Source organism: Pseudomonas sp. 1L-C-7-B-C1 (genome assembly GCF_057291635.1).
Genome location: NZ_JBXAWH010000012.1, coordinates 150,641 through 172,546, shown reverse-complemented (window position 1 = coordinate 172,546; position 21,906 = coordinate 150,641). Strand labels below are relative to the sequence as shown.

General features: G+C 61.4%; 23 protein-coding genes, 1 pseudogene and 1 riboswitch. Of the genes and pseudogenes, 13 read left to right on the top strand and 11 right to left on the bottom strand.

Annotation, left to right across the window (positions count from 1 at the left end; genetic code table 11):
* The gene (locus AC0Z8Z_RS19100; protein WP_172611988.1) at window positions 1–771 is read left to right on the top strand and encodes a 3-hydroxybutyrate dehydrogenase; all 771 of its coding nucleotides are present in this window, start codon (window positions 1–3) and stop codon (window positions 769–771) included.
* A 154-nt stretch (window positions 772–925) separates the two neighbouring features.
* Here the strand turns inward: AC0Z8Z_RS19100 and AC0Z8Z_RS19095 are convergent, their stop codons facing one another.
* Entirely contained in the window at window positions 926–2,092 is a 1,167-nt protein-coding gene (locus AC0Z8Z_RS19095; RefSeq protein ID WP_485620147.1) for a PilT/PilU family type 4a pilus ATPase, read from the bottom strand.
* Between the two features lie 211 nt (window positions 2,093–2,303).
* Between AC0Z8Z_RS19095 and AC0Z8Z_RS19090 the strand changes: the two genes are divergently transcribed.
* Entirely contained in the window at window positions 2,304–2,579 is a 276-nt protein-coding gene (locus AC0Z8Z_RS19090; RefSeq protein ID WP_037009819.1) for a peptidylprolyl isomerase, read from the top strand.
* A gap of 167 nt (window positions 2,580–2,746) precedes the next feature.
* Here AC0Z8Z_RS19090 and kdgK read toward each other — a convergent pair whose 3' ends face one another.
* The 8 genes from kdgK to AC0Z8Z_RS19050 form a co-directional block, all read right to left on the bottom strand.
* Window positions 2,747–3,688 (bottom strand): 2-dehydro-3-deoxygluconokinase, encoded by a 942-nt coding sequence (kdgK, locus tag AC0Z8Z_RS19085; RefSeq protein ID WP_485620146.1) that lies wholly within the window; start codon window positions 3,686–3,688, stop codon window positions 2,747–2,749.
* A 12-nt stretch (window positions 3,689–3,700) separates the two neighbouring features.
* Entirely contained in the window at window positions 3,701–4,906 is a 1,206-nt protein-coding gene (locus tag AC0Z8Z_RS19080) for an amino acid deaminase (RefSeq protein ID WP_485620145.1), read from the bottom strand.
* A gap of 55 nt (window positions 4,907–4,961) precedes the next feature.
* Complete coding sequence (locus AC0Z8Z_RS19075; protein WP_485620144.1) at window positions 4,962–5,723, bottom strand: IclR family transcriptional regulator; 762 nt, start codon at window positions 5,721–5,723, stop codon at window positions 4,962–4,964.
* 110 nt (window positions 5,724–5,833) lie between these two features.
* Entirely contained in the window at window positions 5,834–6,220 is a 387-nt protein-coding gene (locus AC0Z8Z_RS19070; RefSeq protein ID WP_485620143.1) for a RidA family protein, read from the bottom strand.
* A 24-nt stretch (window positions 6,221–6,244) separates the two neighbouring features.
* The gene (locus tag AC0Z8Z_RS19065; protein WP_485620142.1) at window positions 6,245–7,036 is read right to left on the bottom strand and encodes an amino acid ABC transporter ATP-binding protein; all 792 of its coding nucleotides are present in this window, start codon (window positions 7,034–7,036) and stop codon (window positions 6,245–6,247) included.
* A complete protein-coding gene (locus tag AC0Z8Z_RS19060) occupies window positions 7,033–7,695 on the bottom strand; it encodes an amino acid ABC transporter permease (protein WP_369307480.1) in 663 nt (220 codons plus the stop codon). Before AC0Z8Z_RS19060 ends, AC0Z8Z_RS19065 begins: the two co-directional genes overlap by 4 nt.
* Window positions 7,696–7,707: 12 nt before the next feature.
* Window positions 7,708–8,370 (bottom strand): amino acid ABC transporter permease, encoded by a 663-nt coding sequence (locus AC0Z8Z_RS19055; protein WP_122537215.1) that lies wholly within the window; start codon window positions 8,368–8,370, stop codon window positions 7,708–7,710.
* Window positions 8,371–8,445: 75 nt separating this feature from the next.
* The gene (locus AC0Z8Z_RS19050; RefSeq protein ID WP_122537216.1) at window positions 8,446–9,294 is read right to left on the bottom strand and encodes a transporter substrate-binding protein; all 849 of its coding nucleotides are present in this window, start codon (window positions 9,292–9,294) and stop codon (window positions 8,446–8,448) included.
* Window positions 9,295–9,877: 583 nt separating this feature from the next.
* Here AC0Z8Z_RS19050 and AC0Z8Z_RS19045 point away from each other — a divergent pair.
* The 8 genes and pseudogenes from AC0Z8Z_RS19045 (at window position 9,878) to AC0Z8Z_RS19010 (ending at window position 17,262) form a co-directional block, all read left to right on the top strand.
* The gene (locus tag AC0Z8Z_RS19045) at window positions 9,878–10,246 is read left to right on the top strand and encodes an NUDIX hydrolase (protein ID WP_122537217.1); all 369 of its coding nucleotides are present in this window, start codon (window positions 9,878–9,880) and stop codon (window positions 10,244–10,246) included.
* A 208-nt stretch (window positions 10,247–10,454) separates the two neighbouring features.
* A pseudogene (locus tag AC0Z8Z_RS19040) lies at window positions 10,455–11,207 on the top strand (PAS domain-containing protein); the annotation flags it as partial.
* A complete protein-coding gene (locus AC0Z8Z_RS19035) occupies window positions 11,187–11,789 on the top strand; it encodes a methyl-accepting chemotaxis protein (protein ID WP_420793102.1) in 603 nt (200 codons plus the stop codon). The pseudogene AC0Z8Z_RS19040 and the gene AC0Z8Z_RS19035, both read left to right, overlap by 21 nt.
* 150 nt (window positions 11,790–11,939) lie before the next feature.
* Complete coding sequence (locus tag AC0Z8Z_RS19030) at window positions 11,940–12,470, top strand: GAF domain-containing protein (protein WP_122537219.1); 531 nt, start codon at window positions 11,940–11,942, stop codon at window positions 12,468–12,470.
* Between the two features lie 332 nt (window positions 12,471–12,802).
* Window positions 12,803–14,389: an ABC-F family ATPase gene (locus AC0Z8Z_RS19025; protein WP_122537220.1), complete on the top strand. Its 1,587-nt coding sequence runs from the start codon at window positions 12,803–12,805 to the stop codon at window positions 14,387–14,389.
* Between the two features lie 320 nt (window positions 14,390–14,709).
* Complete coding sequence (locus AC0Z8Z_RS19020) at window positions 14,710–15,936, top strand: MFS transporter (RefSeq protein WP_485620141.1); 1,227 nt, start codon at window positions 14,710–14,712, stop codon at window positions 15,934–15,936.
* Between the two features lie 264 nt (window positions 15,937–16,200).
* Window positions 16,201–16,950, top strand: coding sequence for an endonuclease/exonuclease/phosphatase family protein (locus AC0Z8Z_RS19015; RefSeq protein WP_420793101.1), 750 nt, complete (start codon window positions 16,201–16,203; stop codon window positions 16,948–16,950).
* Window positions 16,951–17,079: 129 nt separating this feature from the next.
* Entirely contained in the window at window positions 17,080–17,262 is a 183-nt protein-coding gene (locus AC0Z8Z_RS19010) for a con-10 family general stress protein (RefSeq protein ID WP_122537223.1), read from the top strand.
* Between the two features lie 119 nt (window positions 17,263–17,381).
* Here AC0Z8Z_RS19010 and AC0Z8Z_RS19005 read toward each other — a convergent pair whose 3' ends face one another.
* Both AC0Z8Z_RS19005 and AC0Z8Z_RS19000 read right to left on the bottom strand, forming a co-directional pair.
* Window positions 17,382–17,546: a hypothetical protein gene (locus AC0Z8Z_RS19005; protein ID WP_485620140.1), complete on the bottom strand. Its 165-nt coding sequence runs from the start codon at window positions 17,544–17,546 to the stop codon at window positions 17,382–17,384.
* Window positions 17,547–17,623: 77 nt separating this feature from the next.
* Window positions 17,624–18,181 (bottom strand): ATP-dependent Clp protease proteolytic subunit, encoded by a 558-nt coding sequence (locus tag AC0Z8Z_RS19000; protein WP_122537224.1) that lies wholly within the window; start codon window positions 18,179–18,181, stop codon window positions 17,624–17,626.
* Window positions 18,182–18,594: 413 nt separating this feature from the next.
* On the opposite strand from AC0Z8Z_RS19000, the gene AC0Z8Z_RS18995 reads away from it, so the two are divergent.
* The 3 genes from AC0Z8Z_RS18995 (at window position 18,595) to AC0Z8Z_RS18985 (ending at window position 21,894) form a co-directional block, all read left to right on the top strand.
* The gene (locus AC0Z8Z_RS18995) at window positions 18,595–19,590 is read left to right on the top strand and encodes an aldo/keto reductase (protein WP_205483631.1); all 996 of its coding nucleotides are present in this window, start codon (window positions 18,595–18,597) and stop codon (window positions 19,588–19,590) included.
* Window positions 19,591–19,650: 60 nt separating this feature from the next.
* Window positions 19,651–20,373, top strand: a complete 723-nt coding sequence (locus tag AC0Z8Z_RS18990; RefSeq protein ID WP_485620139.1) for an aspartate/glutamate racemase family protein — start codon at window positions 19,651–19,653, stop codon at window positions 20,371–20,373.
* Window positions 20,374–20,556: 183 nt separating this feature from the next.
* Window positions 20,557–20,750, top strand: a riboswitch (cobalamin riboswitch).
* A 142-nt stretch (window positions 20,751–20,892) separates the two neighbouring features.
* The gene (locus AC0Z8Z_RS18985; protein ID WP_485620138.1) at window positions 20,893–21,894 is read left to right on the top strand and encodes an ABC transporter substrate-binding protein; all 1,002 of its coding nucleotides are present in this window, start codon (window positions 20,893–20,895) and stop codon (window positions 21,892–21,894) included.
* Window positions 21,895–21,906: the final 12 nt, after the last annotated feature.

The window sequence follows — 21,906 nt, the reverse complement described above, 5'->3', positions numbered from 1 at the left end:
ATGAGTCTGCAAGGCAAAACCGCACTGGTCACCGGCTCCACCAGCGGCATCGGCCTGGGCATCGCGATGACACTGGCCAAGGCCGGTGCAAATCTGCTGCTCAACGGTTTCGGCGATGCGTCGGCGGTGATCGAGCAAGTCAAGCAGTACGGCGGCAAAGTCGGCCACCACCCGGCGGACGTCAGCGATGTCGCGCAGATCGCCGACATGATTGCCTACGCCGAGCGGGAGTTTGGCGGCGTCGACATTCTGGTCAACAACGCGGGGATTCAGCACGTCGATGCGGTGGAGGATTTCCCCGTCGAGAGCTGGGACAAGATCATTGCCATCAACCTGTCGTCGGTGTTCCACAGCACACGGTTGTGCCTGCCGGGCATGCGTGCCAAGGGCTGGGGGCGCATCGTGAACATTGCGTCGGTCCATGGCCTGGTGGGTTCGACGGGCAAGGCGGCCTACGTGGCGGCCAAGCATGGCGTCATTGGTCTAACCAAGGTGGTCGGCCTGGAGACAGTCGCCAGCAATGTCACCTGCAACGCCATTTGCCCCGGGTGGGTGCTGACGCCGCTTGTGCAGAAGCAGATCGATGATCGGGCTGCGCAGACGGGTGATGTGGAGCAGGCCAAGCACGACCTGCTGGCGGAGAAGCAGCCGTCGCTGGAATTCGTGACGCCTTCGCAGCTAGGGGAACTCACCCTGTTTCTATGCAGCGAAGCCGGGGCACAGGTGCGTGGCGCGGCGTGGAATATCGACGGCGGATGGTTGGCGCGGTAGACGGGGCAAGCCTAGTAGGACTGGCTTTAGCCGGGAAAGCGTCGGTGGCTACACCTCTAAATGTGTGGTGCTCAAACTGGCCTCTTCCCGGCTGAAGCCGGTCCTACATGGGTACGCGTGGGTGATGACACCGCAAATCATCGCCTCGGAAACCTCAACTCCCCGGCTCGTCCCGCTCATCCACCAGGCCCCAGTCCTTGACGTCCACCTGCGCGGCCGGCTGGGGCGCGCGCGGCGCCGTAGCGATGGTCGACGGCCCGTCCTCGCTGTGCAATTTCAAACGCAGGCGCACGTTGTTGGCCGAGTCGGCGTTCTTCAGGGCTTCGTCTTCGGTGATCGCGCCTTCGACCGCCAGGTCATACAGCGCGTTGTCGAAGGTCTGCATGCCGAGGTTGGTGGACTTCTCCATGATGCCCTTGAGCTCGGTCAGCTCGTTGCGGTGGATCAAATCGCGAATGGTCGGCGTGCCGAGCATCACCTCCACCGCTGCACGGCGCTTGCCGTCGGTGGTCTTGACCAGCCGCTGGGAGACGAACGCCCTGAGGTTGTTGCCCAGGTCATGCAGCAACTGCGGGCGGCGCTCTTCGGGGAAGAAATTGATGATGCGGTCCAGCGCCTGGTTGGCATTGTTGGCGTGCAGCGTTGAGATCGCCAGGTGGCCGGTGTCGGCAAACGCCAGGGCGTGTTCCATGGTCTCGCGGTCGCGGATCTCGCCGATCAGAATCACGTCCGGCGCCTGACGCAGGGTGTTCTTCAGGGCCGCGTGAAAGCTCCGGGTGTCGACGCCCACTTCGCGCTGATTGATGATCGATCGCTTGTGCTTATGGATGAACTCCACCGGGTCTTCGATGGTGATGATGTGGCCGCTGGCGTGGCGATTGCGATGATCGATCAAAGCCGCCAGCGAGGTGGACTTACCTGAGCCGGTGGCGCCAACGAACAGCACCAGACCGTGCTTTTCCATGATCACATCGAGCAGGATCGGCGGCAGGTGCAGGTCTTCGAATTTGGGAATGTCGAGCTTGATGTTGCGCGCCACGATCGACACTTCGTTGCGCTGCTTGAAGATGTTGATCCGGAATCGCCCGACGCCAGACAGGGAAAAGGCCAGGTTCATTTCCAGCTCGCGTTCGAAATCCACGCGCTGCTCGGCGTCCATGATGCCGTTGGCAATCACCGCGACGTCACCGGGCTTGAACGCTTCGGTGCCCAGCGGCTTGAGCACGCCATTGAACTTGGCGCAGGGGGGCGCGCCCGTGGACAGGTAAAGGTCCGATCCATCCTGGGTGGCAAGCACCTTCAACAACGCCGGAAAATCCATAAGGCAACACCGCACAAGAGGTTTGAGGAGACTGCAGGCCTACAGTGTGTCGACCTCCGGCCGGTTTCAACGTTCGGGCTGTTTGACTGGCCGGGTCGGGCGTGTCTCAGTGCCGATTTACACGTTCGTCCGGCCAAGGTGTGAGAAATTACCCGAAATCGCGCAGCAAAGGCATAATGCGCGGCTTTTTTATCGAGACGTCCGGACCATCATGAAAGCCCAAGCCCGCCATATTCTGGTCAAGACCGCTGAAGAAGCCGAGCAACTCAAGCAGCGCATTGCCAAGGGCGAGGCGTTTGACGTGCTGGCGAAGAAGTATTCGACCTGCCCGAGCGGCAAGCGCGGCGGCGATCTGGGTGAGGTGCGCCCGGGCCAGATGGTCGGCGCGATCGATCAGGTGATCTTCAAAAAGCCGCTGCGGACCGTGCACGGGCCGGTCAAAAGCAAGTTCGGGTATCACCTGGTGCAGGTGTTTTATCGGGATTAATCAGTCTTCGCTGGAATTTTGTGGCGGTCACACTGTCCCCTTCCCGGCTAAAGCCGGTCCTACAAGGGTCCGCATTCCCTCAGCCAATCCCACTGAACGCGCGCGATTCTTTAGTGGGACCGGCTTTAGCCGGGAAGAGGCCGGTGGGCTCGCCATCAATGTCCCACTCAAACCGGCATCACACTCCTCGGGATCAACGCCCCCGGGTGCTGAATCACCAGGCTTGCCAACTGATGCCCGGCGTCGGCCGCATCTTTTGGACTGCCGCCGCGCAAACGCCGAGCTAGATACGCCGCGCTGAACGAATCCCCCGCCGCCGTGGTGTCGATGACTTTCTGCACGGTATGCGCAGGCACCTCATAACGCCGGTCGTCGACACTCACGAGACAGCTCTGCGCCCCGCGCTTGACCACCACCTCGCTAACGCCCAGGGCCCGATAGGTCTGCAGAATCTGCTCGCCGTCGCTGAAGTCGAACAGTGCCTGCTCGTCCTCCTCGGTCAACAACGCCAGGTCCACTTCGTGCATCACCGCGCGATACGCCTGGCGCGCCTGCTCGACGCTGCGCCACAAGCGCGGGCGGTAGTTGTTGTCAAACACCACCCGGGCGCCACGGTCGCGGGCATCGCCGAGGGTCGAGAGCAGCCGCGCCCTGCCCGTTTCACCCAGCACCGCCAGGGTGATGCCACTGAAATACAGGACGTCGTAATCCGGCAACGCGGCCAGCACCGGCTCGGCCGCTGGCGTGGTGAAGCATTCGCGCACCGCCGCCTCGTTGCGCCAATACAGGAAACGCCGCTCGCCGCTGGCATCGGTCTGAATGCAATACAGTCCCGGCAGCCGCCCCGGCAGACGCTGTACCCGACTCAGACCAATGCCCTCATCGGTCCAGACCTGGCACATGGCGTCGCTGAAACTGTCGTCGCCCAGCGCCGTGACGTAATCCACCTGCGCCGCCGAACCCAATAGGCGCGACAGGTACACCGCCGTATTCAGCGTGTCGCCGCCGAAGCTCTGCTTGAGCGTGCCGTTGGCGTGCTGTTGCAACTCGATCATGCATTCGCCGATCAGGGCGACGCGCGGGTAGCTGTGACTGACCATTTCACTCATCGCAGACTCCTGTCAGAAGCAGGTATCGAAGGATTCGATGACGCACAGATCATCACTCACCAGGCACCCCGTGCGCCATTTGTCGAAGGTCAGGCACGGGTGCGAGGTGCCGAACGAAATGATATCGCCGACCTTCAACTCGCAGCCCGGCGCCACGGTCATGAACGCGTGCTGGTCCATTACCGCTGTGACGGTGCAAGCGCTGACGTCCTCGCCACTCGCCGGTACCACGCCGGGCGCATAACGCTTGATGGGGTTGGGCATGCCGGCATCGAACGCCACGTCGCGCTTGCCCATGGCAATCACTGCAAAGCCCGGCTCCGGCATCGATTGCACGTGGGCCCAGACTTCCATGGCCGGACGCAAACCTTCGCTCAGGTCGTGGCGTCGGTCGAGCACGCAGCACTGCGCGTCTTTGTAGATGCCGTGGTCGTGCACCACGTAACTGCCGGGGCGCAACACGCTCAGGAAACGCTCGCGCACCTGCTGTTTGTCGAATTCTTCGGCGATCAGGTCGTACCAGGCCGAACCCGAGGCGGTGACGATCGGGCGATCCAGGGCAAACGCGCCCTTGTCCTGCAGGGTCACGGCCAGCCGCACCAGCGACGTGGCGAACGCACGAATGCCGCTCACCGCCTGGTCGCCGTGGATCACGCCTTCGTAGCCCTCGATACCGGTCAGCTTCAGCGCCGGTTGTGCAGCGATGGCGTCGGCCAGGGCCATAACTTCGGCTTCGCTGCGGCAACCGCAACGTCCACCGACCACGCCGTACTCGATCATCACATTCAGGTTCAGGCCCTTGGCGGCGAAGAACTCGCCCAGCGCCTTGACGTTGTCTGGGTGATCGACCATGCAGTGAAAGTCGAACATGGAGTCAGTGAGCATCTCGGCGATGATTGCCATGTTCGGCGCGCCGACCAGTTGATTGGCCATCAGCACCCGACGCACGCCGTGGGCGTAAGCCGCGCGGGTCTGCACGGCAGTCGCCAGGGTCATGCCCCACGCGCCGTGCTGCAACTGCCGCAGAAACAACGCCGGGACCATGCTGGTCTTGCCATGGGGCGCCAGTTCGGCGCCGCTATCACTGACGAACTTCTGCATCCAGCGCAGGTTGTGCTCCAGCGCCGTGTCGTGGATCACCAGCGCGGGCAGGCTGACGTCGCGCACCAGGTGGTGGCCGGGTTGGGTGGCGCCTTTTTCAATCGCGGCAATGCTCATGTTGTTCTCCTGAATTCTTGTTCGTGTGCATGACACGTGTGCACGTTCGGCGATGCTATTCAATGACGCGCTGGGCCAGGCCGCTGGCGCTGTCGATCAACACGCGCCGGTAATGATCGTAATGGGCAGTGGCATCGGCGCGCGGGGCGACAATGCACAGGGTTGCGATGCAGATGCCCTGTTTGTCCCGCACCGGCGCGGCGAAGCAGTGGGTGAAGGTGTCGGCGATGCTGTCGAAGGAAAAGAAGCCTTCGTCGTGGGCCTTGCGGATCTCGGCGAGAAACGTCTCGATGGGCAGGCGCTTGCCATCTGGAAGGATGAAATCCTCGTCGTCGATCAGGTCGATGATCGCCTGATCGGTGAGGTGCCCGAGCAGCAGACGCCCGGAGGCCGTCCACGGAATCGGCGCGTCCTCGCCGATGTCGGACGAAATACGAAAATGCCGCGCGCCCTCTTTCATCAGCGCGACGGTGTATTTGCGGCCGTTGAGCAGGCACATCTGCGCGGTTTCCCGGGTCTGCTCGACGATTTCACCCAGGCTGACCTCGGCCTCGCGGGTGAAATCGAAATGGCGCAGATGCGCCTGCCCGAGGAAATACAACTGCCGGCCCAGGTACACGTGGCCGTCCTTGCCGACGGTCTCGAGGATGCGTCGTTCCAGCAGCGAACTGACCAACTCGTACACCGTCGATTTCGGGCTGCCGATGCCGCTGGCGATCTCGTTGGGCCGCATCGGCGTGCCGGTTTCCTTGAGAAAATCGAGAATATCGAACGCTCGGTCTAAACCACGGGCCCGGCGTTTGATGTCTTCGGTCATAAGAGCGGCTCCAGGCTATAAGGAAGTTTCAAGCGGCAAGCTTCAAGCGGCAAGCGTTCGATCACCGCTGTATCGACTTGCAGCTTGCAGCTTAAAGCTTACCGCTCGCCTCACTTGCGCTTATAGGCAATGCAATCGATCTCGACCTTGCAGTCGACCATCATTTTGGCCTGTACACAGGCGCGGGCCGGGGCGTGTTCCGGGGAAAAGTACTCGCCGAAGACCTTGTTGAAGCTCCAGAAATCACGCGGGTCTTCCAGCCACACGCCGACGCGCACGACGTCTTCCAGGCCGTAGCCGGCTTCGGTCAGGATCGCCACCAGGTTTTGCATGGTCTTGTGGGTCTGCTCGACGATCCCGCCGTTGATGATCTCACCGTTTTCGGCCGGCACCTGACCCGACACATGCAGCCAGCCATCGGCTTCAACGGCGCGTGCGAAAGGACGTGGCTGACCGCCACCTGCGGTACTGCCGGCACCGTAACGAGTAATGCTCATGAAAATCTCCTTTGATTGAGCGTCTTAAAAACGAATGTTCTTGAGGAATTCAGCCAGACGCGCTGACTTGGGTTGTTCGAATAATGCCTTGGGCGGACCCTGTTCTTCGATGCGCCCCTGGTTCATGAAGACAATCTGGTCGGACACCTCGTAGGCGAAGCGCATTTCGTGGGTCACCAGCAACATGGTCATGCCCTCTTCGGCCAGGCCCTTGATCACGCTGAGCACCTCACCGACCAGCTCCGGGTCCAGGGCCGACGTCACTTCGTCGAACAGCATCAGGCTCGGGTTCATGGCAATGGCGCGGGCAATCGCCACGCGCTGCTGCTGGCCGCCGGACAGCTGGCCGGGAAAGTGATTGCGCCGCTCCAGCAGGCCGACGCGCTCCAGCCACTTTTCGGCCAGCGCGATGGCTTGATCCTTGGGCAGCTTCTTCACTTTAAGCAAGCCGAGGGTGACGTTCTGCAGCGCGGTCAGGTGCGGGAACAGGTTGAACTGCTGAAACGCCATCCCGGTCATCGCCCGATGCTGGGCGATGAGCTTTTCCGGATGACGCACGCGCTTGCCACTGACGTCGCTGTAGCCAATGTCCTGGCCTTCGAGACGAATGTGACCGCCCTGAAACTCTTCCAGCAGGTTGACGCAACGCAGCAGCGTGGTCTTCCCCGAGCCGCTGGAGCCGATCAACGTGACCACGTTGCCCTTGTTCATCTTCAGGTCGACGCCCTTGAGGACTTCAACCGGGCCATAGGATTTGTGCAGCCCTTCGATGCTCAACAGAGCCGGGGCGGCAGGTGAGGTTTGAGTCTGTGTCATGGCAAGGCCACCCGTTTTTCGATTTGCCGCCCAAGAAGCTCGATGGCGTAGTTGATGACGAAGAAGAGAAAGCCGGCGAACAGGTAAAACTCGAGGGTCATGAAGTTGCGCGCGATGACCTGCTGGGTGCTGAGCAGCAACTCGGCCACGCCGATCACCGAGAGCAACGTCGAGGCCTTGACGATCTCCGTCGACGAATTGACCCAGGTCGGCAATATCTGCCGCAGCGCTTGAGGCAACAGCACATAGCTGAGGGACTGGGAGAACGTCAGGCCAATGGCCTTGCCGGCTTCAAGCTGCCCGCGCGGGATGGCCTGCAGGGCACCGCGCACGATCTCGGCGACGTGGGAACCGCAAAACAGTGTCAGCCCCAGCGCACCGGCCTGGAACGCGCCGATTTGCCAGCCCAGCGCTGGCGCCATATAGAAGCAGGCCAGCACCAGGACAAACACGGGGGTGCCGCGAATCAGGTCGACGTAGGCGCGAAACGGCAGGCGTGCCCACCATTTGCCGTAGGTCAGGATCAACCCGGCAAACACGCCGATCACTGTGCCGAACACGATCGCCAGGCCGGCGCACTGCACGCTGGTGAGAAACCCCGCCCACAGCGCTTCCCGGGCAATCCACAATTCATGCAACCAACTGGGTTGTTCGTACATGGTCCGGGCCTCCTAGCGGCGAATCGCCAGACGCTGCTCTAGGTAACGCAGCAGCATGGCAATGAGGTAACAGGCCGCGACGTACAGCGCCGTGGTCACCAGCCAGGTTTCAATCACCCGGTAGCTCTCGACGTTGATCTTGCGCGCGTAATAGGTCAGTTCCGGCACCGCGATGGCGGCGGCCAGCGACGTGTCCTTGAACAGCGAAATGAAGTTGTTCGACAGCGCCGGCAGCACGTTGCGCAACATGACCGGAACGACGATGTACGCACGCACCTGCCATTCGCCGAGGCCGATCGCCAGCCCTGCTTCGCGCTGGCCCTTGTGAATGCTCAACAGACCTGCGCGGAACACTTCGGTCAGGTACGCCCCTGCATACAGCGACAGGGTGATGATGAACGACGGGATCTTGTCCAGACGAATGCCAAGCCCTGGCAAGGCGAAGTAAATGAGCAGGATCAGCACCAGAATCGGCGTGTTGCGCACCACGGTGACGTAAATCGACGCCACGATACGCAAGGCGCGGTAGCGGGACAGCATCGCGAATGCGGCCAGCATGCCGATGACGCAACCGATGGCGATGGAGATCAGAGCCAGTTCCAAGCCGAGCCCCAGCCCTGCCAGCAGACTGGGGAAATCCCGCCAGACTGCTGCAAAATTCAGCTGATAATTCATGGTCAGCAGTACCTGGGGCGGGACGGCACCACGGCCGCCCTCGCCCCCTTCAGTGAGCGTCGCACGCGGCGCGGATTATTTGTATTCCATCGGGAAACCGATCGCAGGGGTCGGCAGGTCCACGCCGAACCACTTCTTGAACGACTCGGCATACATCGGGAATTCAACCCCGGTCATGGCTTCATGGAGCGCGGTGTTGACGAAGTTCAGCCAGTCCTGATCGCCACGTTTGACGGCGCACGCGTAGGTTTGCGGGCTCCAGGCGAACGCGGGCGAACGATAACGACCCGGGTTCTGCACCATCAGGTATTTCACCGATGACTGATCGGTGGCGGCCGCATCGGCACGACCGGAGTTGATGGCCTGGTACATCAGATCGACGCTGTCGTACTGGTCGACTTTCGCCTTGGGCAGCGCCTGATGCACCAGCTCTTCGGCGTAGACGTTCTGCAGCACCGCCACAGTGACGCCGTCGCCGGCGCCTTTCAGGTCGTCGATCTCCTTGTACTTGCTGTTGGTCGGCAGGAGCAGCGCCACGCCTTCGCGGTAGTAAGGCAGCGTGAACGCCACCTGCTGGGCGCGGCTGGCGGTGACGGTGATGAACTGGCAGCTCATGTCGACTTTGTCGGTGAGCAGGTTCGGAATCCGCGCGTCCGAGGACTGCACGACGAACTCGACCTTGCTCGGGTCGTTGAACAGGCCCTTGGCGACGATGCGCCCGATGTCGATATCAAAACCCTGCAACTTGCCGTCTGCACCCTGGAAGTGCCAGGGCGCATTGGTGCTCCCGGTGCCCACGATCAAATGACCACGTTGCAGTACGCTGTCGAGTTTGCTGTCAGCGGCGTAAGCCGTCGTTGCAAACGTCGCTGCCGTTATCAAGGCCAATGCACAAGCTTTCAAAGAAAGGGATCCGCGCCGCATGAGAGAAACTCCGCCGGTTGTGTTTATTCCGCTATAGCGGAACGCTGTGTGCCACACCGGAATAGACAGCAGAAAGTGTGCCACAGAGTCAGGCGGTAAAAGAAGGCGAAAAAAATCCCGGTATTTTCAGCCACATGGGCGTCGAGGCAGGTGTGTACGGGATGAAGCCGCACGCGAGCCAACAGGATTCACCGCTACGGATCACCCCACGGATTGAGAACTGGGCCCCATCAACGGGCACCCTGCGCCAAGAGCGCGCATTACGGTCTACATCGCGTGACCGTTCATCGTGCCAACGGCACGATTCCCTTAAAAGCAACCCTAAGCACCGCATCAGCTCGGTAGTGGCACTTTGGACCTATCTGAGATCCCGCCCAGCGTCACGCGACATGCCGTTGGGCCGGTTACTCTGAAACTCCACCCATACCCGCTATGGTTTTCCTATGACCGGCCGATTTATCTAGGGTCAAGGGAACATTGGCACCGTTACTGCTTCAAACGTCTTTATGAAAGTTTTGTGACAACCGTATGAACATGCACGGACGGCAGGCGCTTTTACGAGTTGTAGGGTGGAGGAACGCCAATGAAAGAACGAGCCACAGTCATCTGCCGCAGAGACAACCAGATTCTCTACGTGCGCAAACCCAAATCTCGCTGGAATCTGCCGGGTGGCAAGGTCGAGGCCGACGAGTCACCTGCGCAAGCTGCGGCACGCGAGCTACGTGAAGAAACCGGGCTGATCCTGGAAGACCTGGCATACATCAGCCGGTTTGAGGGCGGCGCGGTGATGCATCACGTCTTCGAAGTCTCAGTGACAATGATCGCCACTCCCGCACCGCACAATGAAATCGCCGACTGCAAATGGTTTACCACTGAGGAGTTGGGCGGCCAAAAAGTCAGGCCGTCAGCGAAGTCGATCGTGAAAGCGTTTTTGACCAACGCTATTTATTAAGTGTTGTTGAGAGGCGTTCACAGGTTTTTCACATCGGGGGCGGTAGTCTTCACTTGCTCCTCCAAGACTGACTTTAAGCCCGCACCCCCCATCGCGGGCTTTTTCTTGCCCAGAATTCCTCGATCTGCCCTTCTTTCTGCGCGACGTGATCTATAAAGAATTCTGACGGTCGGACTTAATTTCGGGATCCAAACGCCGACATCAAGTCATGGGCCTATTCACGGAGCGGCAGATGTTTAATTCCAAAATCAAAAAGCAGGTGACCACTCTGAGCTCGGAGCTGGTCACGCTCAAAAATTTCCATGACGCCCTCATGCAGGAGATGCTGTCGCTGACAGTAGATTCTGACCTGCGCATCACGGACGCGAACAGCAAGTTCTGCGCAGCCATCGGTTACTCCCACGATGAACTGGTGGGCCACCCCATGGCCGCGTTCGTCCCTTCCTATGTGGCGACCATGCCATGCTTTCGCAACTTCAGGGCGGCAGCGACCAGCGGCACGGCAGTGACCGACGACTACCGCTTCGTCAGCAAAAGCGGTTCGCTGATCTGGATTCACGCCACGTGGTCGCCGTTGAAAGATGAGCAAGGTCGCCTCGTCGCCCTCAAATGCCTGGCAACCAACGTCACCACCGAAATCAACAAGGCGCGGGAAAACGAGTCGTTCATCAATGCCCTGCTGCGCTCGACCGCGGTCATCGAATTCGACCTCGGCGGCCACGTGCTTAAAGCCAACCAATCCTTTCTCAAGGAAATGGGCTATAGCCAGGATCAGATCCTCGGCAAACACCACAGCCTGTTCTGTGACCCGAAGTTTGCCGGCACCGATGAGTACAAAACCTTCTGGAAACGCCTGAACAACGGCGAGTTCGTCGCCGACCGGTTCAAGCGCATCAACAGCCGGGGCGAAGAGGTTTGGCTCGAAGCGACCTACAACCCGGTGCACGACACCCAGGGCGAGCTTTATAAGGTGGTCAAATTTGCCACCGTGATCACGGATCAAGTCCACCGCGAGGCGGAGATCAACGTCGCGGCTGGCACTGCCTTCGAGATTTCCCAGCGCACTGACGTCTCGGCACAGCGCGGGGCAGCGGTGATCAACAACACGGTCGAAACCATGAACGGCATCGCCGATCAGATGCTCTCCGCCTCCCACGGCATGGAAGCCCTGGGCAAACAGTCGTTGCTGATCAGCACCATCGTGCAAACCATCGGCGGCATCGCCCAACAGACCAACCTCCTTGCCCTCAATGCCGCCATCGAAGCCGCCCGGGCCGGTGAACAAGGCCGTGGCTTTGCCGTTGTGGCTGATGAAGTGCGTCAGCTGGCCGGGCGCACCAGCACGGCCACCGAGGAGATCGTAGCGGTGGTGCAGCAAAACCAGAAACTGGTGGATGAGGTGGTCAAGGACATGGGCAGCACGCGGGCTCAGGCCGAACAGGGCCTGTCGCTGGCGAACCAGGCCGGTAGCGTGATCGTGGAAATTCAGGAAGGGGCGCGGCAGGTCGTAGGGGCGGTACAGCGATTTAGCCACCAGCTCTGACGTCGGCCGCCCTCGCCTCGTGCCCGGGTGCCCCATGGCAAATGGTCGCAGCGCGCTGAGCGGGAGATACGCTTGCCCTACAAAATGCTAATCTGCGCGACAGATGTGGCCCCATCCGGTATGCCACCCCACGTTGACATGGAGCCGACAATGGCTTTGGATTCCCTGCTCTGCCCGGATTTGCTGACCATTGCAGAGCGTTCGGCGATTGCCGAGGTTGAAGCGACCACAAACATCCTCAAGCTGGTGACGCGGCTGACCGGCATGCGCTTTGCGGGCATCGCCAAGTTCACCGACTCCGAATGGGTCGCCTGCGCGGTCTATGACGAGATTCACATCGGTATCCAGGAAGGCGAAGTTCTGGAGCTGGAAACGACCCTGTGCAACGAGCTGATCGAAAACCCGCAGGCGCTGATCATCCCCAGCATCAGCAGAAGCGAGCGCTATGCAGGTCGCCCGGTGGTCAAGAAATACGCCATCGAAAGCTATATCGGCGTGCCGATCAGCCTGCCGGACGGCCAGCTGTTCGGGGCGCTGTGCCTGCTTGATTCCAAAGCCAGCTCTTTCGACAACCCGGACCTCGTCGAGACACTGGGTCTGTTCTCCCGCCTCATCGGCTGCATCGTGTTCTCCCATCATTCAACGGTGAACAAAGTCAGGACTCAGGTCGAGCACGCCTGATCAGGTCATGCTCACCGGGCGAGCGGCGGTAGGTGGAAAACCAAGACGGTGTTACACTGCCGCGCCTTGAATTCGCCTGCGCTGCTTGAGCCTTTCGTGGGGTCGCGGCGCGCGGCCAGACCTTTCCGTCTTCCGGCGCACAGCAAGCGTGGCCGATGCATGTCGGTCACCCGCTGAAGCCGTATCGGACGCTGCTCCCGTTCACCCATCTTCATCAGGTCATGTCCCCGTCACAGGTGACGTGCAGGCTGCTGGTTGGATCACGAGCAATCGCCACCAGGCGTCGAAGGCCATCGCCAGTCAGCCCTTTGTAAACAATCCAGGATAAGCAATTGATTTCCACAGCTAACATCACCATGCAGTTTGGCGCCAAGCCGCTGTTCGAGAACGTTTCGGTCAAATTCGGCGGTGGCAATCGCTACGGCCTCATCGGCGCCAATGGCTGTGGCAAGTCCACCTTCATGAAGATCCTCGGCGGCGATCTGGAGCCGTCCGGCGGCCAGGTGATGCTCGAGCCGAACGTGCGTCTGGGTAAATTGCGCCAGGACCAGTTCGCCTACGAAGACTTCACCGTCATCGACACCGTGATCATGGGTCACGAAGAGCTGTGGAAGGTCAAGGCCGAGCGCGATCGCATTTACTCGCTGCCGGAAATGACCGAAGAAGACGGCATGGCTGTGGCTGAGCTGGAAACCGAATTCGCTGAAATGGACGGCTACACCGCCGAGTCCCGTGCCGGCGAGCTGTTGCTCGGTCTGGGCATCGGCATCGAGCAGCACTTCGGCCCGATGAGCGAGGTCTCCCCTGGCTGGAAGCTGCGCGTCTTGCTGGCCCAGGCGCTGTTCTCCGATCCTGAAGTGCTGTTGCTCGACGAACCGACCAACCACCTGGACATCAACACCATTCGCTGGCTGGAAAACATCCTGACCCAGCGCTCCAGCCTGATGATCATCATTTCCCACGACCGTCACTTCCTCAACAGCGTGTGCACCCACATGGCTGACCTGGATTACGGCGAGCTGCGCCTGTTCCCGGGCAACTACGACGAGTACATGACCGTGGCGACCCAGTCCCGCGAGCAGTTGCTGTCGGACAACGCCAAGAAGAAAGCCCAGATTTCCGAGCTGCAGTCGTTCGTCAGCCGCTTTTCGGCCAACGCTTCCAAAGCCAAGCAGGCCACTTCCCGCGCCAAGGCGATCGACAAGATTCAGCTGGCCGAGGTCAAGCCTTCGAGCCGCGTGAGCCCGTTCATCCGCTTTGATCAGAACAAGAAGCTGCACCGCCAGGCGGTCATCATTGACCAAATGGCCAAAGGCTTCGACGGCAAGCCGCTGTTCAAGAACTTCAGCTTCCAGGTTGAAGCGGGCGAGCGCGTTGCGATCATCGGCCCGAACGGTATCGGTAAAACCACTCTGCTGCGCACCCTGGTCAATGAACTGACCCCGGACGCCGGCACCATCAAGTGGACCGATGCGGCAGAGCTGGGTTACTACGCCCAGGACCACGCCCACGACTTCGAAGACGATGTCACCCTGTTCGACTGGATGGGGCAATGGACTCAAGGTGAGCAGGTCATTCGTGGCACCCTGGGCCGCATGCTGTTTTCCAACGACGAGATCCTGAAATCGGTCAAAGTCATTTCCGGTGGTGAGCAAGGGCGCATGCTGTTCGGCAAGCTGATCCTGCAGAAGCCGAACGTGCTGATCATGGACGAACCGACCAACCACCTGGACATGGAGTCGATCGAGGCGCTGAACCTGGCGCTGGAGAACTACCCGGGCACGCTGATCTTCGTCAGCCACGACCGCGAGTTCGTATCGTCCCTGGCCACTCGCATCATCGAGCTGAGCCCAAGTGGCGTGACCGACTTCAGCGGCACCTACGACGATTACCTGCGCAGCCAGGGCGTTGCATTCTGATCAGGGCCCTGAGCTGACAGAGTGATGCGGAAAACAAGGAGCCCCGTCCAGTGTGACGGGGCTTTTTTGTGACAGTGGGAACGGCTTTAGCCGAAAAAACGCCAGGCAGGCGCCCCCAATCCTGCGGTGTGACATCCGCCGCTTTCCCGGCTAAAGCCGGTCCCACTGGAATCACGCGGTCAGTTAGTGGGACCGGCTTCAGCCGGGAAGGGGCAAGTCCGGGCGCCATCTGATCCCGGATAAAAACCGTTAGCCAGCTTTCATTTCCTGACACCACGGGCGATGATGCGGCACTCCCACCGCTCCAGCGAAGAGTCCCCATGTCTGCCGCCCTGCCGCCCGATACGCCTGCCAACACGCCTGTCAGCGACGCCAGTTCGATGGCGATCACGCTGCAAATCGTCTCCATCGTCATCTATACCTTCATCGCCTTCCTGTGCATCGGTTTGCCCATCGCAGTGATGCCCGGCTACGTGCACAACCAGTTGGGCTTCAGCGCGGTGGTCGCGGGGCTGGTAATCGGCGCGCAGTACCTCGCGACGCTGCTGAGCCGGCCGGTGGCCGGACGCATCTGCGACACCATCGGCACCAAGCGCGCCATCGTGTACGGTCTGTCCGGCATCGCGCTGAGCGGCGTGCTGACCCTGGCGGCCATCCTGCTGGAACGCTTCGCCGGGGTCAGCCTGACGATTCTGATCATCGCTCGCCTGTTCCTCGGTGCGTCCCAAGGCTTGATCGGCGTGGGCACCATCAGTTGGTGCATCGGCCAGGTCGGTTCGGAGCACACGGCCCGCTCGATTTCCTGGAATGGCATCGCCTCCTACGGCGCCATCGCAATTGGCGCGCCGCTGGGGGTGGTAATGGTCGGTGCGCTGGGGTTCGCCAGCCTGGGCGCGGTGCTATTTGTGCTGGCAGCCGGGGCCCTGTTGTTGATTCGCAAGAAACCGGCGATCCCGGTGGTGCGCGGCGAGCGCCTGCCTTTCTTCTCGGTGTTTGGCCGAGTGGCGCCGTTTGGCCTGAGCCTGACGCTGTCCTCCATCGGCTACGGTACGCTGACGACGTTCATCACGTTGTTTTACGTGGCCCGCGGCTGGGAAGGCGCGGCCTGGTGCCTGACGGTATTCGGCATCTGCTTCATCGTTGCGCGCCTGCTGTTCATCAACGCGATCAACCGCTTTGGCGGCTTTCGCTCGGCGATCGTCTGCATCACGGTCGAAACCCTGGGTCTGTTGCTGCTGTGGCTGGCGCCTGACACCACCTTCGCCTTGATCGGCGCAGGCCTGACCGGGTTTGGTCTGTCGCTGGTCTATCCGGCGCTGGGCGTCGAAGCCATCAAGCAAGTGCCCAACAGCAGTCGCGGTGCCGGGCTCAGTGCCTATGCGGTGTTCTTCGACCTGGCCCTGGCCATTGCCGGACCGCTGATGGGCGCGGTGGCGCTGGGCATGGGCTACGGCTGGATTTTCTTCTTCGCGGCGTTGTTGTCGGTGGCGGCGTTGACGCTGGCAGTGGTGCTGTCGCGCAGGGCGCCGGTCGACACGCGGGTGTAGCGAGCGCAGCGTCTCAAAGCTTCCCGGCTGAAGCCGGTCCTACAGAGCGCCCGCGTTGGCAGTAGGACCGGCTTCAGCCGGGAAGAGGCCGGCGATCCTGCAGCAGGTCTCAACGCTCGAACATCCCCCGGCCAGAGCCCGTCCCACCTAAAAGCTGAACTGCCGCCTCGCCTCCCGGTCGGAATAGCACATCCCCCGAACAGGAGTGAGGGCGTGACCCCCGATCCCGCTGGCTCGAACGCTACCCCTCCGGACCCGGCCACGTTGCGCGAAGTCCACAAACTGCGCGTGCTGACCGTGAACACCCACAAGGGCTTCACCGCCCTGAACCGGCGTTTCATCCTGCCGGAGTTGCGTGAAGCCGTGCGCAGCACCGGTGCCGACCTGGTGTTTCTGCAGGAAGTCCTCGGCGGCCACGACCGCCACGCCGCCAAGTACGAAGACTGGCCCGACACGCCGCACTACGAGTTTCTCGCCGACAGCATGTGGACGGACTTCGCCTATGGGCGCAACGCGGTCTACCCTGACGGCCATCACGGCAACGCGTTGTTGTCCAAATACCCGATCCTGCATCACCGCAATCTGGACATTTCGATCACCGGGCCAGAACGCCGCGGCCTGCTGCATTGCGTGCTGCAGGTGCCAGGGCATGCGGAAGTCCACGCGATCTGCGTGCACCTCAGCCTGCTGGAAAGCCACCGCCAGTTGCAGCTGAATCTGCTGTGCGACCTGCTCGACTCATTGCCCGAAGACGCTCCGGTGGTCATTGCCGGTGACTTCAACGACTGGCAGTTGCAGGGCAACAAGCGTCTTCAGCGCTGCGGCTACCTGCACGAGGCCTTCGAGCGCAGTCAGGGGCGGTTGGCCAAGACCTACCCGGCGCGCTTCCCGATGCTGCGCCTGGACCGCATTTACCTGCGCAACGCCACCAGCCACCATCCGAAAATTCTCGGCACGCGGCCGTGGACGCATTTGTCCGATCACCTGCCGCTGGCGGTGGAAGTGCATATGTAGCAACGGCCGTTCATCACCGCCGCCGTTGGTCTGCAAGCGGACCTTTCGGTTAAACCATTGCGTGAACGACCCCTCACATTTAAGGCGAGGCACAGGCTTCGCCTTCTCAATAACAAGAGGTCTGCGATCATGGCTAACACCGGAAAGTCGAACCCTGGCAATTTTGCGAACGATAAAGAAAAAGCGTCCGAAGCCGGCAAGAAAGGCGGACAGGCTTCAGGCAGTGGCAATGCCGGAAGCGATATGAAGAGAGAATCGGGTGCAGGCGCAAGCGGCACTGGCAAGAAAGGCGGCTCAGGCGGCAAGTCGTAGTGGCGTGCAGGTGAGTCAAGCGAGCGAGGGCCTGGGCTCTCGCTCTTTTGTTTGATCAGCGGTTAAACAAGCGACGTGCGCCTCATTGCAGGCGCATGTTGCCAGCGATACCCTCCCCCTCATTTATCCGGATTGATCAGCGTCACCGTTGCGTCCCGATCAAACTGGGAACCGGGATCTTCATTGCCCGGATCCAGGTCGGCGTCGAATCCTGTCTCTTCGTCACCCGGCTGAGGAGCGGGGCGCGGCGGAACGGGTGCAGCGTCAGGCGTATGGGATTGCATGGCTGTTACCTCTCGTTTCAATGGGGCCAACAATAGAATCAGAGGGCTCAAGAGCAGCCCGGTTCAATGGATCGAGCTTAGCTGGCGCTGACGGTCCAGTGCACGGCATCCTCGGCGAACTGAAGTTGCTCGACACGGTGGGCAATGCCGCAGGCCAGCGAATCTTCGGCACGGATCACTTTCTCCTCCGCCGACAGGCAGCGCCCGATGTCCAGCGGGTGCACGGCGCTCACGGTCTCGCTTTCGTAAATATTCACGTAGCGCTGCAGGTCGTTGTCCAGGCTGCGCAGGTATTCGCGCATGCGTGAGTGATCCACCGAGCTCTGGTTGAAGTACCAGCTCATGGGATGGATCAGAAAACGCGAGTGGGGGCAGACGATCCGCTCTTGAGCCGCCAAATAGATAACGATGCCCATGGATTCGATGTTGCCGCTGTTCAGTGCGCGGATCGGCACTTTCAGGGACTTCAGGAAGTTGTACAGGGTGAATCCCAGCGCGGTGCTGCCGCCGGCGGTCGACAAATTCAGCAGCAACCCGGTCGCGCCTTTACCAAGGGCTTCGAGGCAGCGATCACGAAAATGCTCGGTGCTGGCCTGATCGACCCCGCAGTGGAAATGAATGATGTGCTCGCTCATCGGCGGCCTCGCTGTGCAGTCACCCTGAAACCTGGCGCCGCTGAAGATGAATGGTGGATATTCGGGCCTCTTCCCGGCTGAAGCCGGCCCTACCAAGAACCCCGGCGCCTTCGTAGGACCGGCTTCAGCCGGGAAGGCGTCGGACGCCACTCCGCAAATACAGGCTCTGGGCAACCCTCAAATCTGTGCCCTCGACGTATCTATCTGAAATGTTGAAATTCGCACGCGTGGCTAACGTTGCATGGGCTGAGGATAGCCGCTTGCCGTGCATGTGAAAGTAAGACACCGCCCATGACCAAGAACCCCTGCGGCAATCAACAGTCAGTAAAGAAGCTTCGCCGGTTTTATCGTGCTCGATCCAGGTCATGAACCGCGCGCCATCCAACACGCCCTACCGCACAGGACACCCTCAAATGAGTCTGCACGACAAGATCATCGGCCGCCTCGGCTTCGGCTCCGCGCCGCTGGGCAACATGTTTCGCACCATCGACGAAGAGGAAGCGGCGGCCACCGTTCAATCGGCCTGGGACCAGGGCATTCGCTACTTCGACACCGCACCGATCTACGGCGCCGGGCTGTCCGAACAGCGTCTGGGCAAGGCCCTCGCCGGCGTTGCCCGCGACCAGTACACCCTGAGCACCAAAGTCGGCCGGCTGATTTCCGACGAGATCGACACCGAGACCCGCAGCGGTCCGTTCGCTGAAGGCCTGAAAAACAAGATCGTCACTGATTACTCCGCCGATGCCACGCTGCGTTCCATTGAAGCGAGCCTGAAACGCCTGAACACCGATCGGCTGGACATCGTGTTTGTTCACGACGTCGCCCAGGACGCCCACGGCGATGCCTGGATCGAGCATTTCAACATCGCCCGCACCGGCGCTTTCCGCGCCCTCACCCGACTGCGCGAAGAAGGCGTGATCAAGGCCTGGGGCCTTGGCGTCAACCGCGTCGAGCCGTGCGAACTGACCCTGGACCTGGAAGAAGCCCAGCCCGATGGTTTCCTGCTCGCCGGCCGTTATTCGCTGCTCGACCATGACCAGCCGCTGCAACGGCTGTTCGACAAGGCCCGTCAGCACAACGCCGAATTCGTCGTCGGCGGGCCTTACAGCTCCGGCGTGTTGGTGGGCGGCAAGCATTTCGAGTATCAGGAAGCGTCGCCGGCGATGCTCGACAAGGTGGCGCACATTCAGGAGATCGCCCGGCAGTATCAAGTGGACATCAAGTCGGCGGCGTTGCAGTTCGTCCTCGCCAACCCGCTGGTGGCAGCGGTGATTCCGGGTGCCAGCCGGCCATCACGGATCATCGAAGACGTCACCGCGCTCAACGCCCAGGTGCCGGATGGTTTCTGGCAGGCCATGCGCGATCAGGGCTTCATTGCCCTGCAGGCGCCAGTCCCGGGCAAAGACTGATATCGTGGGCAACGACGCCGGGCCAGACGCCCGGCCTTGTTTCCCGCGCGAGATCTGTCCATGCGAATTCTGATCGTCAACGTCAACACCACCGAATCCATGACCGAGACCATCGCCGAGCAGGCCCGCAGCGTGGCCTCGCTTGGCACCGAGATCATCGGCCTGACCCCGCGCTTCGGCGCCGAGTCGGTGGAAGGCAATTTCGAAAGTTACCTGGCGGCCATTGCGGTGATGGACCGGGTGATGTCCTACGAAGGGCCTTACGACGCGGTGATCCAAGCCGGCTACGGCGAGCACGGCCGCGAGGGCTTGCAGGAATTGCTCGATGTGCCGGTGGTGGACATCACCGAAGCCGCGGCCAGCCTGGCGATGCTGCTGGGGCATAAATACGCCGTGGTCACGACGCTGGACCGCACCGTGCCGCTGATCGAAGACCGTTTGAAGCTGGCCGGCGTGTACGAGCGCTGCGCGTCGGTGCGGGCCAGTGGCATGAGCGTACTGGAGCTGGAAGAATCGCCCGAGCGTGCGGTCGAAGCCATCGTTGAGCAGGCCCTCGACGCGGTGACCCGCGACAAGGCCGAAGTGATCTGCCTGGGCTGCGGCGGCATGGCCGGGCTGGATCAACTCATCCGCGACCGCGCCGGCGTGCCCGTGGTGGATGGCGTCACCGCAGCGGTGGCGCTGGCCGAATCGCTGGTGCGTCTGGGGTTGAAGACCTCGAAAGTGCGGACCTATGCGACGCCTCGGCCGAAGAAGATCGTCGGTTGGCCGTTTAAGCTGTAGGCAGCCCCTCTGGACTTACGAAGAGCGCGCACGAACCCTTGTAGGAGTGAGCTTGCTCGCGAAGACTGCATCCTGGCCACTGAAGATTTAGCGGATGTGCCGGCCTCTTCGCGAGCAAGCTCACTCCCACAGGTATTAGCCTCTGCCACACCGCCGCCGCATTCGCCTCCACCCGCCGAATCGTTTAGTATCCCCGCCGCCGGTTTCCACTCGGAATTAATAGGGAATCCCCAGGCGCGCTGCGCGCTGAAACGGAACTGTCCCCGCAACTGTAGGCGCTGAGCCCTGCTTCCTGTTTGCCACTGGGTGACCCCGGGAAGGCCGAAGCATAGCGATGATGCGCCAGTCAGGAGACCTGCCGGCCAGCATATTCATTCACCGGCGGGGTGTCCGGGGAAGGACTCCCGTTCGCGCGTCGCTCGCGCACGCTGTGCTCGCCCTCATCGTAGGGGCGCCCGTCGGGTGGACTTTCCAGCGCCTGCTTCGCCAAGCACTCAGGCTTTCTGGAGATCGCTGTTCATGCCGCTGCGCCGCCTCGCCGCCCTGCTCGTCACGCTGACTTTGCCCACCGCCGGTTTCGCGGCGTCGACGGCCTACCCTTTGACCGTGGACAACTGCGGCGAACCGCTGACCTTCACCCATGCCCCGCAGAAAACCGTCACCATCGGCCAGGCCGCCACCGAGATGCTCTACGCCCTCGGCCTGGGCCCCAACGTGATCGGCACTTCGCTGTGGTTCAATCCCGTGCTGCCCCAGTACCAAACCCTCAACGACGGCATCGAGCGCCTGGCCGACAACGCGCCGAGTTTTGAATCAGTGATCGGCAAACGCCCGGATTTCGTGCCGGTGCAGTTTGAGTGGATGGTCGGGCCCCAGGGCGCGGTCGGCACCCGCGAGCAGTTTCGCGATCTGGGCATCCCGACCTACATCCTGCCGTCCGATTGCGAGGGCAAGAACAACCGGGTTGGCGCTGACGGCACGCGCCTCGAAGCCTTCCGCATCGACACCCTGTACAAAAGCCTGCGTCAGCTGGCGCAGATCTTCGACGTGCAGGACCGTGGCGAGCAATTGATCACGGGTTACCAAACCCGGCTGGCCCAGGCGGTGACGCAAGCGAAAGCCCATGACAATCCACCCGTCTCGGCGGTGTTCTGGTTTTCCAGCCCGGACATCAACGTCGACCCTTACGTGGCCGGGCGCAAGGGCATCCCCAACTTCATGCTCGACACCCTCGGCATGCGTAACGTCATCGACTCCGATGAGGAATGGCCGACCGTGGGCTGGGAAACCATCGCCAAGGCCAACCCGACCGTGCTGGTCATCGCACGCATGGACCGTCGCCGCTTCCCGGCCGACGATCACGAGAAGAAGCTGGCGTTTCTCCGCTCCGACCCTGTCACCCGCAACATGGACGCGGTGAAAAACAATCGCATCGTGATCATGGACGCCAGCGCCATGGAGTCCAGCGTGCGGCTGTTTGACGGCATCGAGCAACTGGCTCAGGCCACTCAAGCGCAATGACGTCATTCAGCA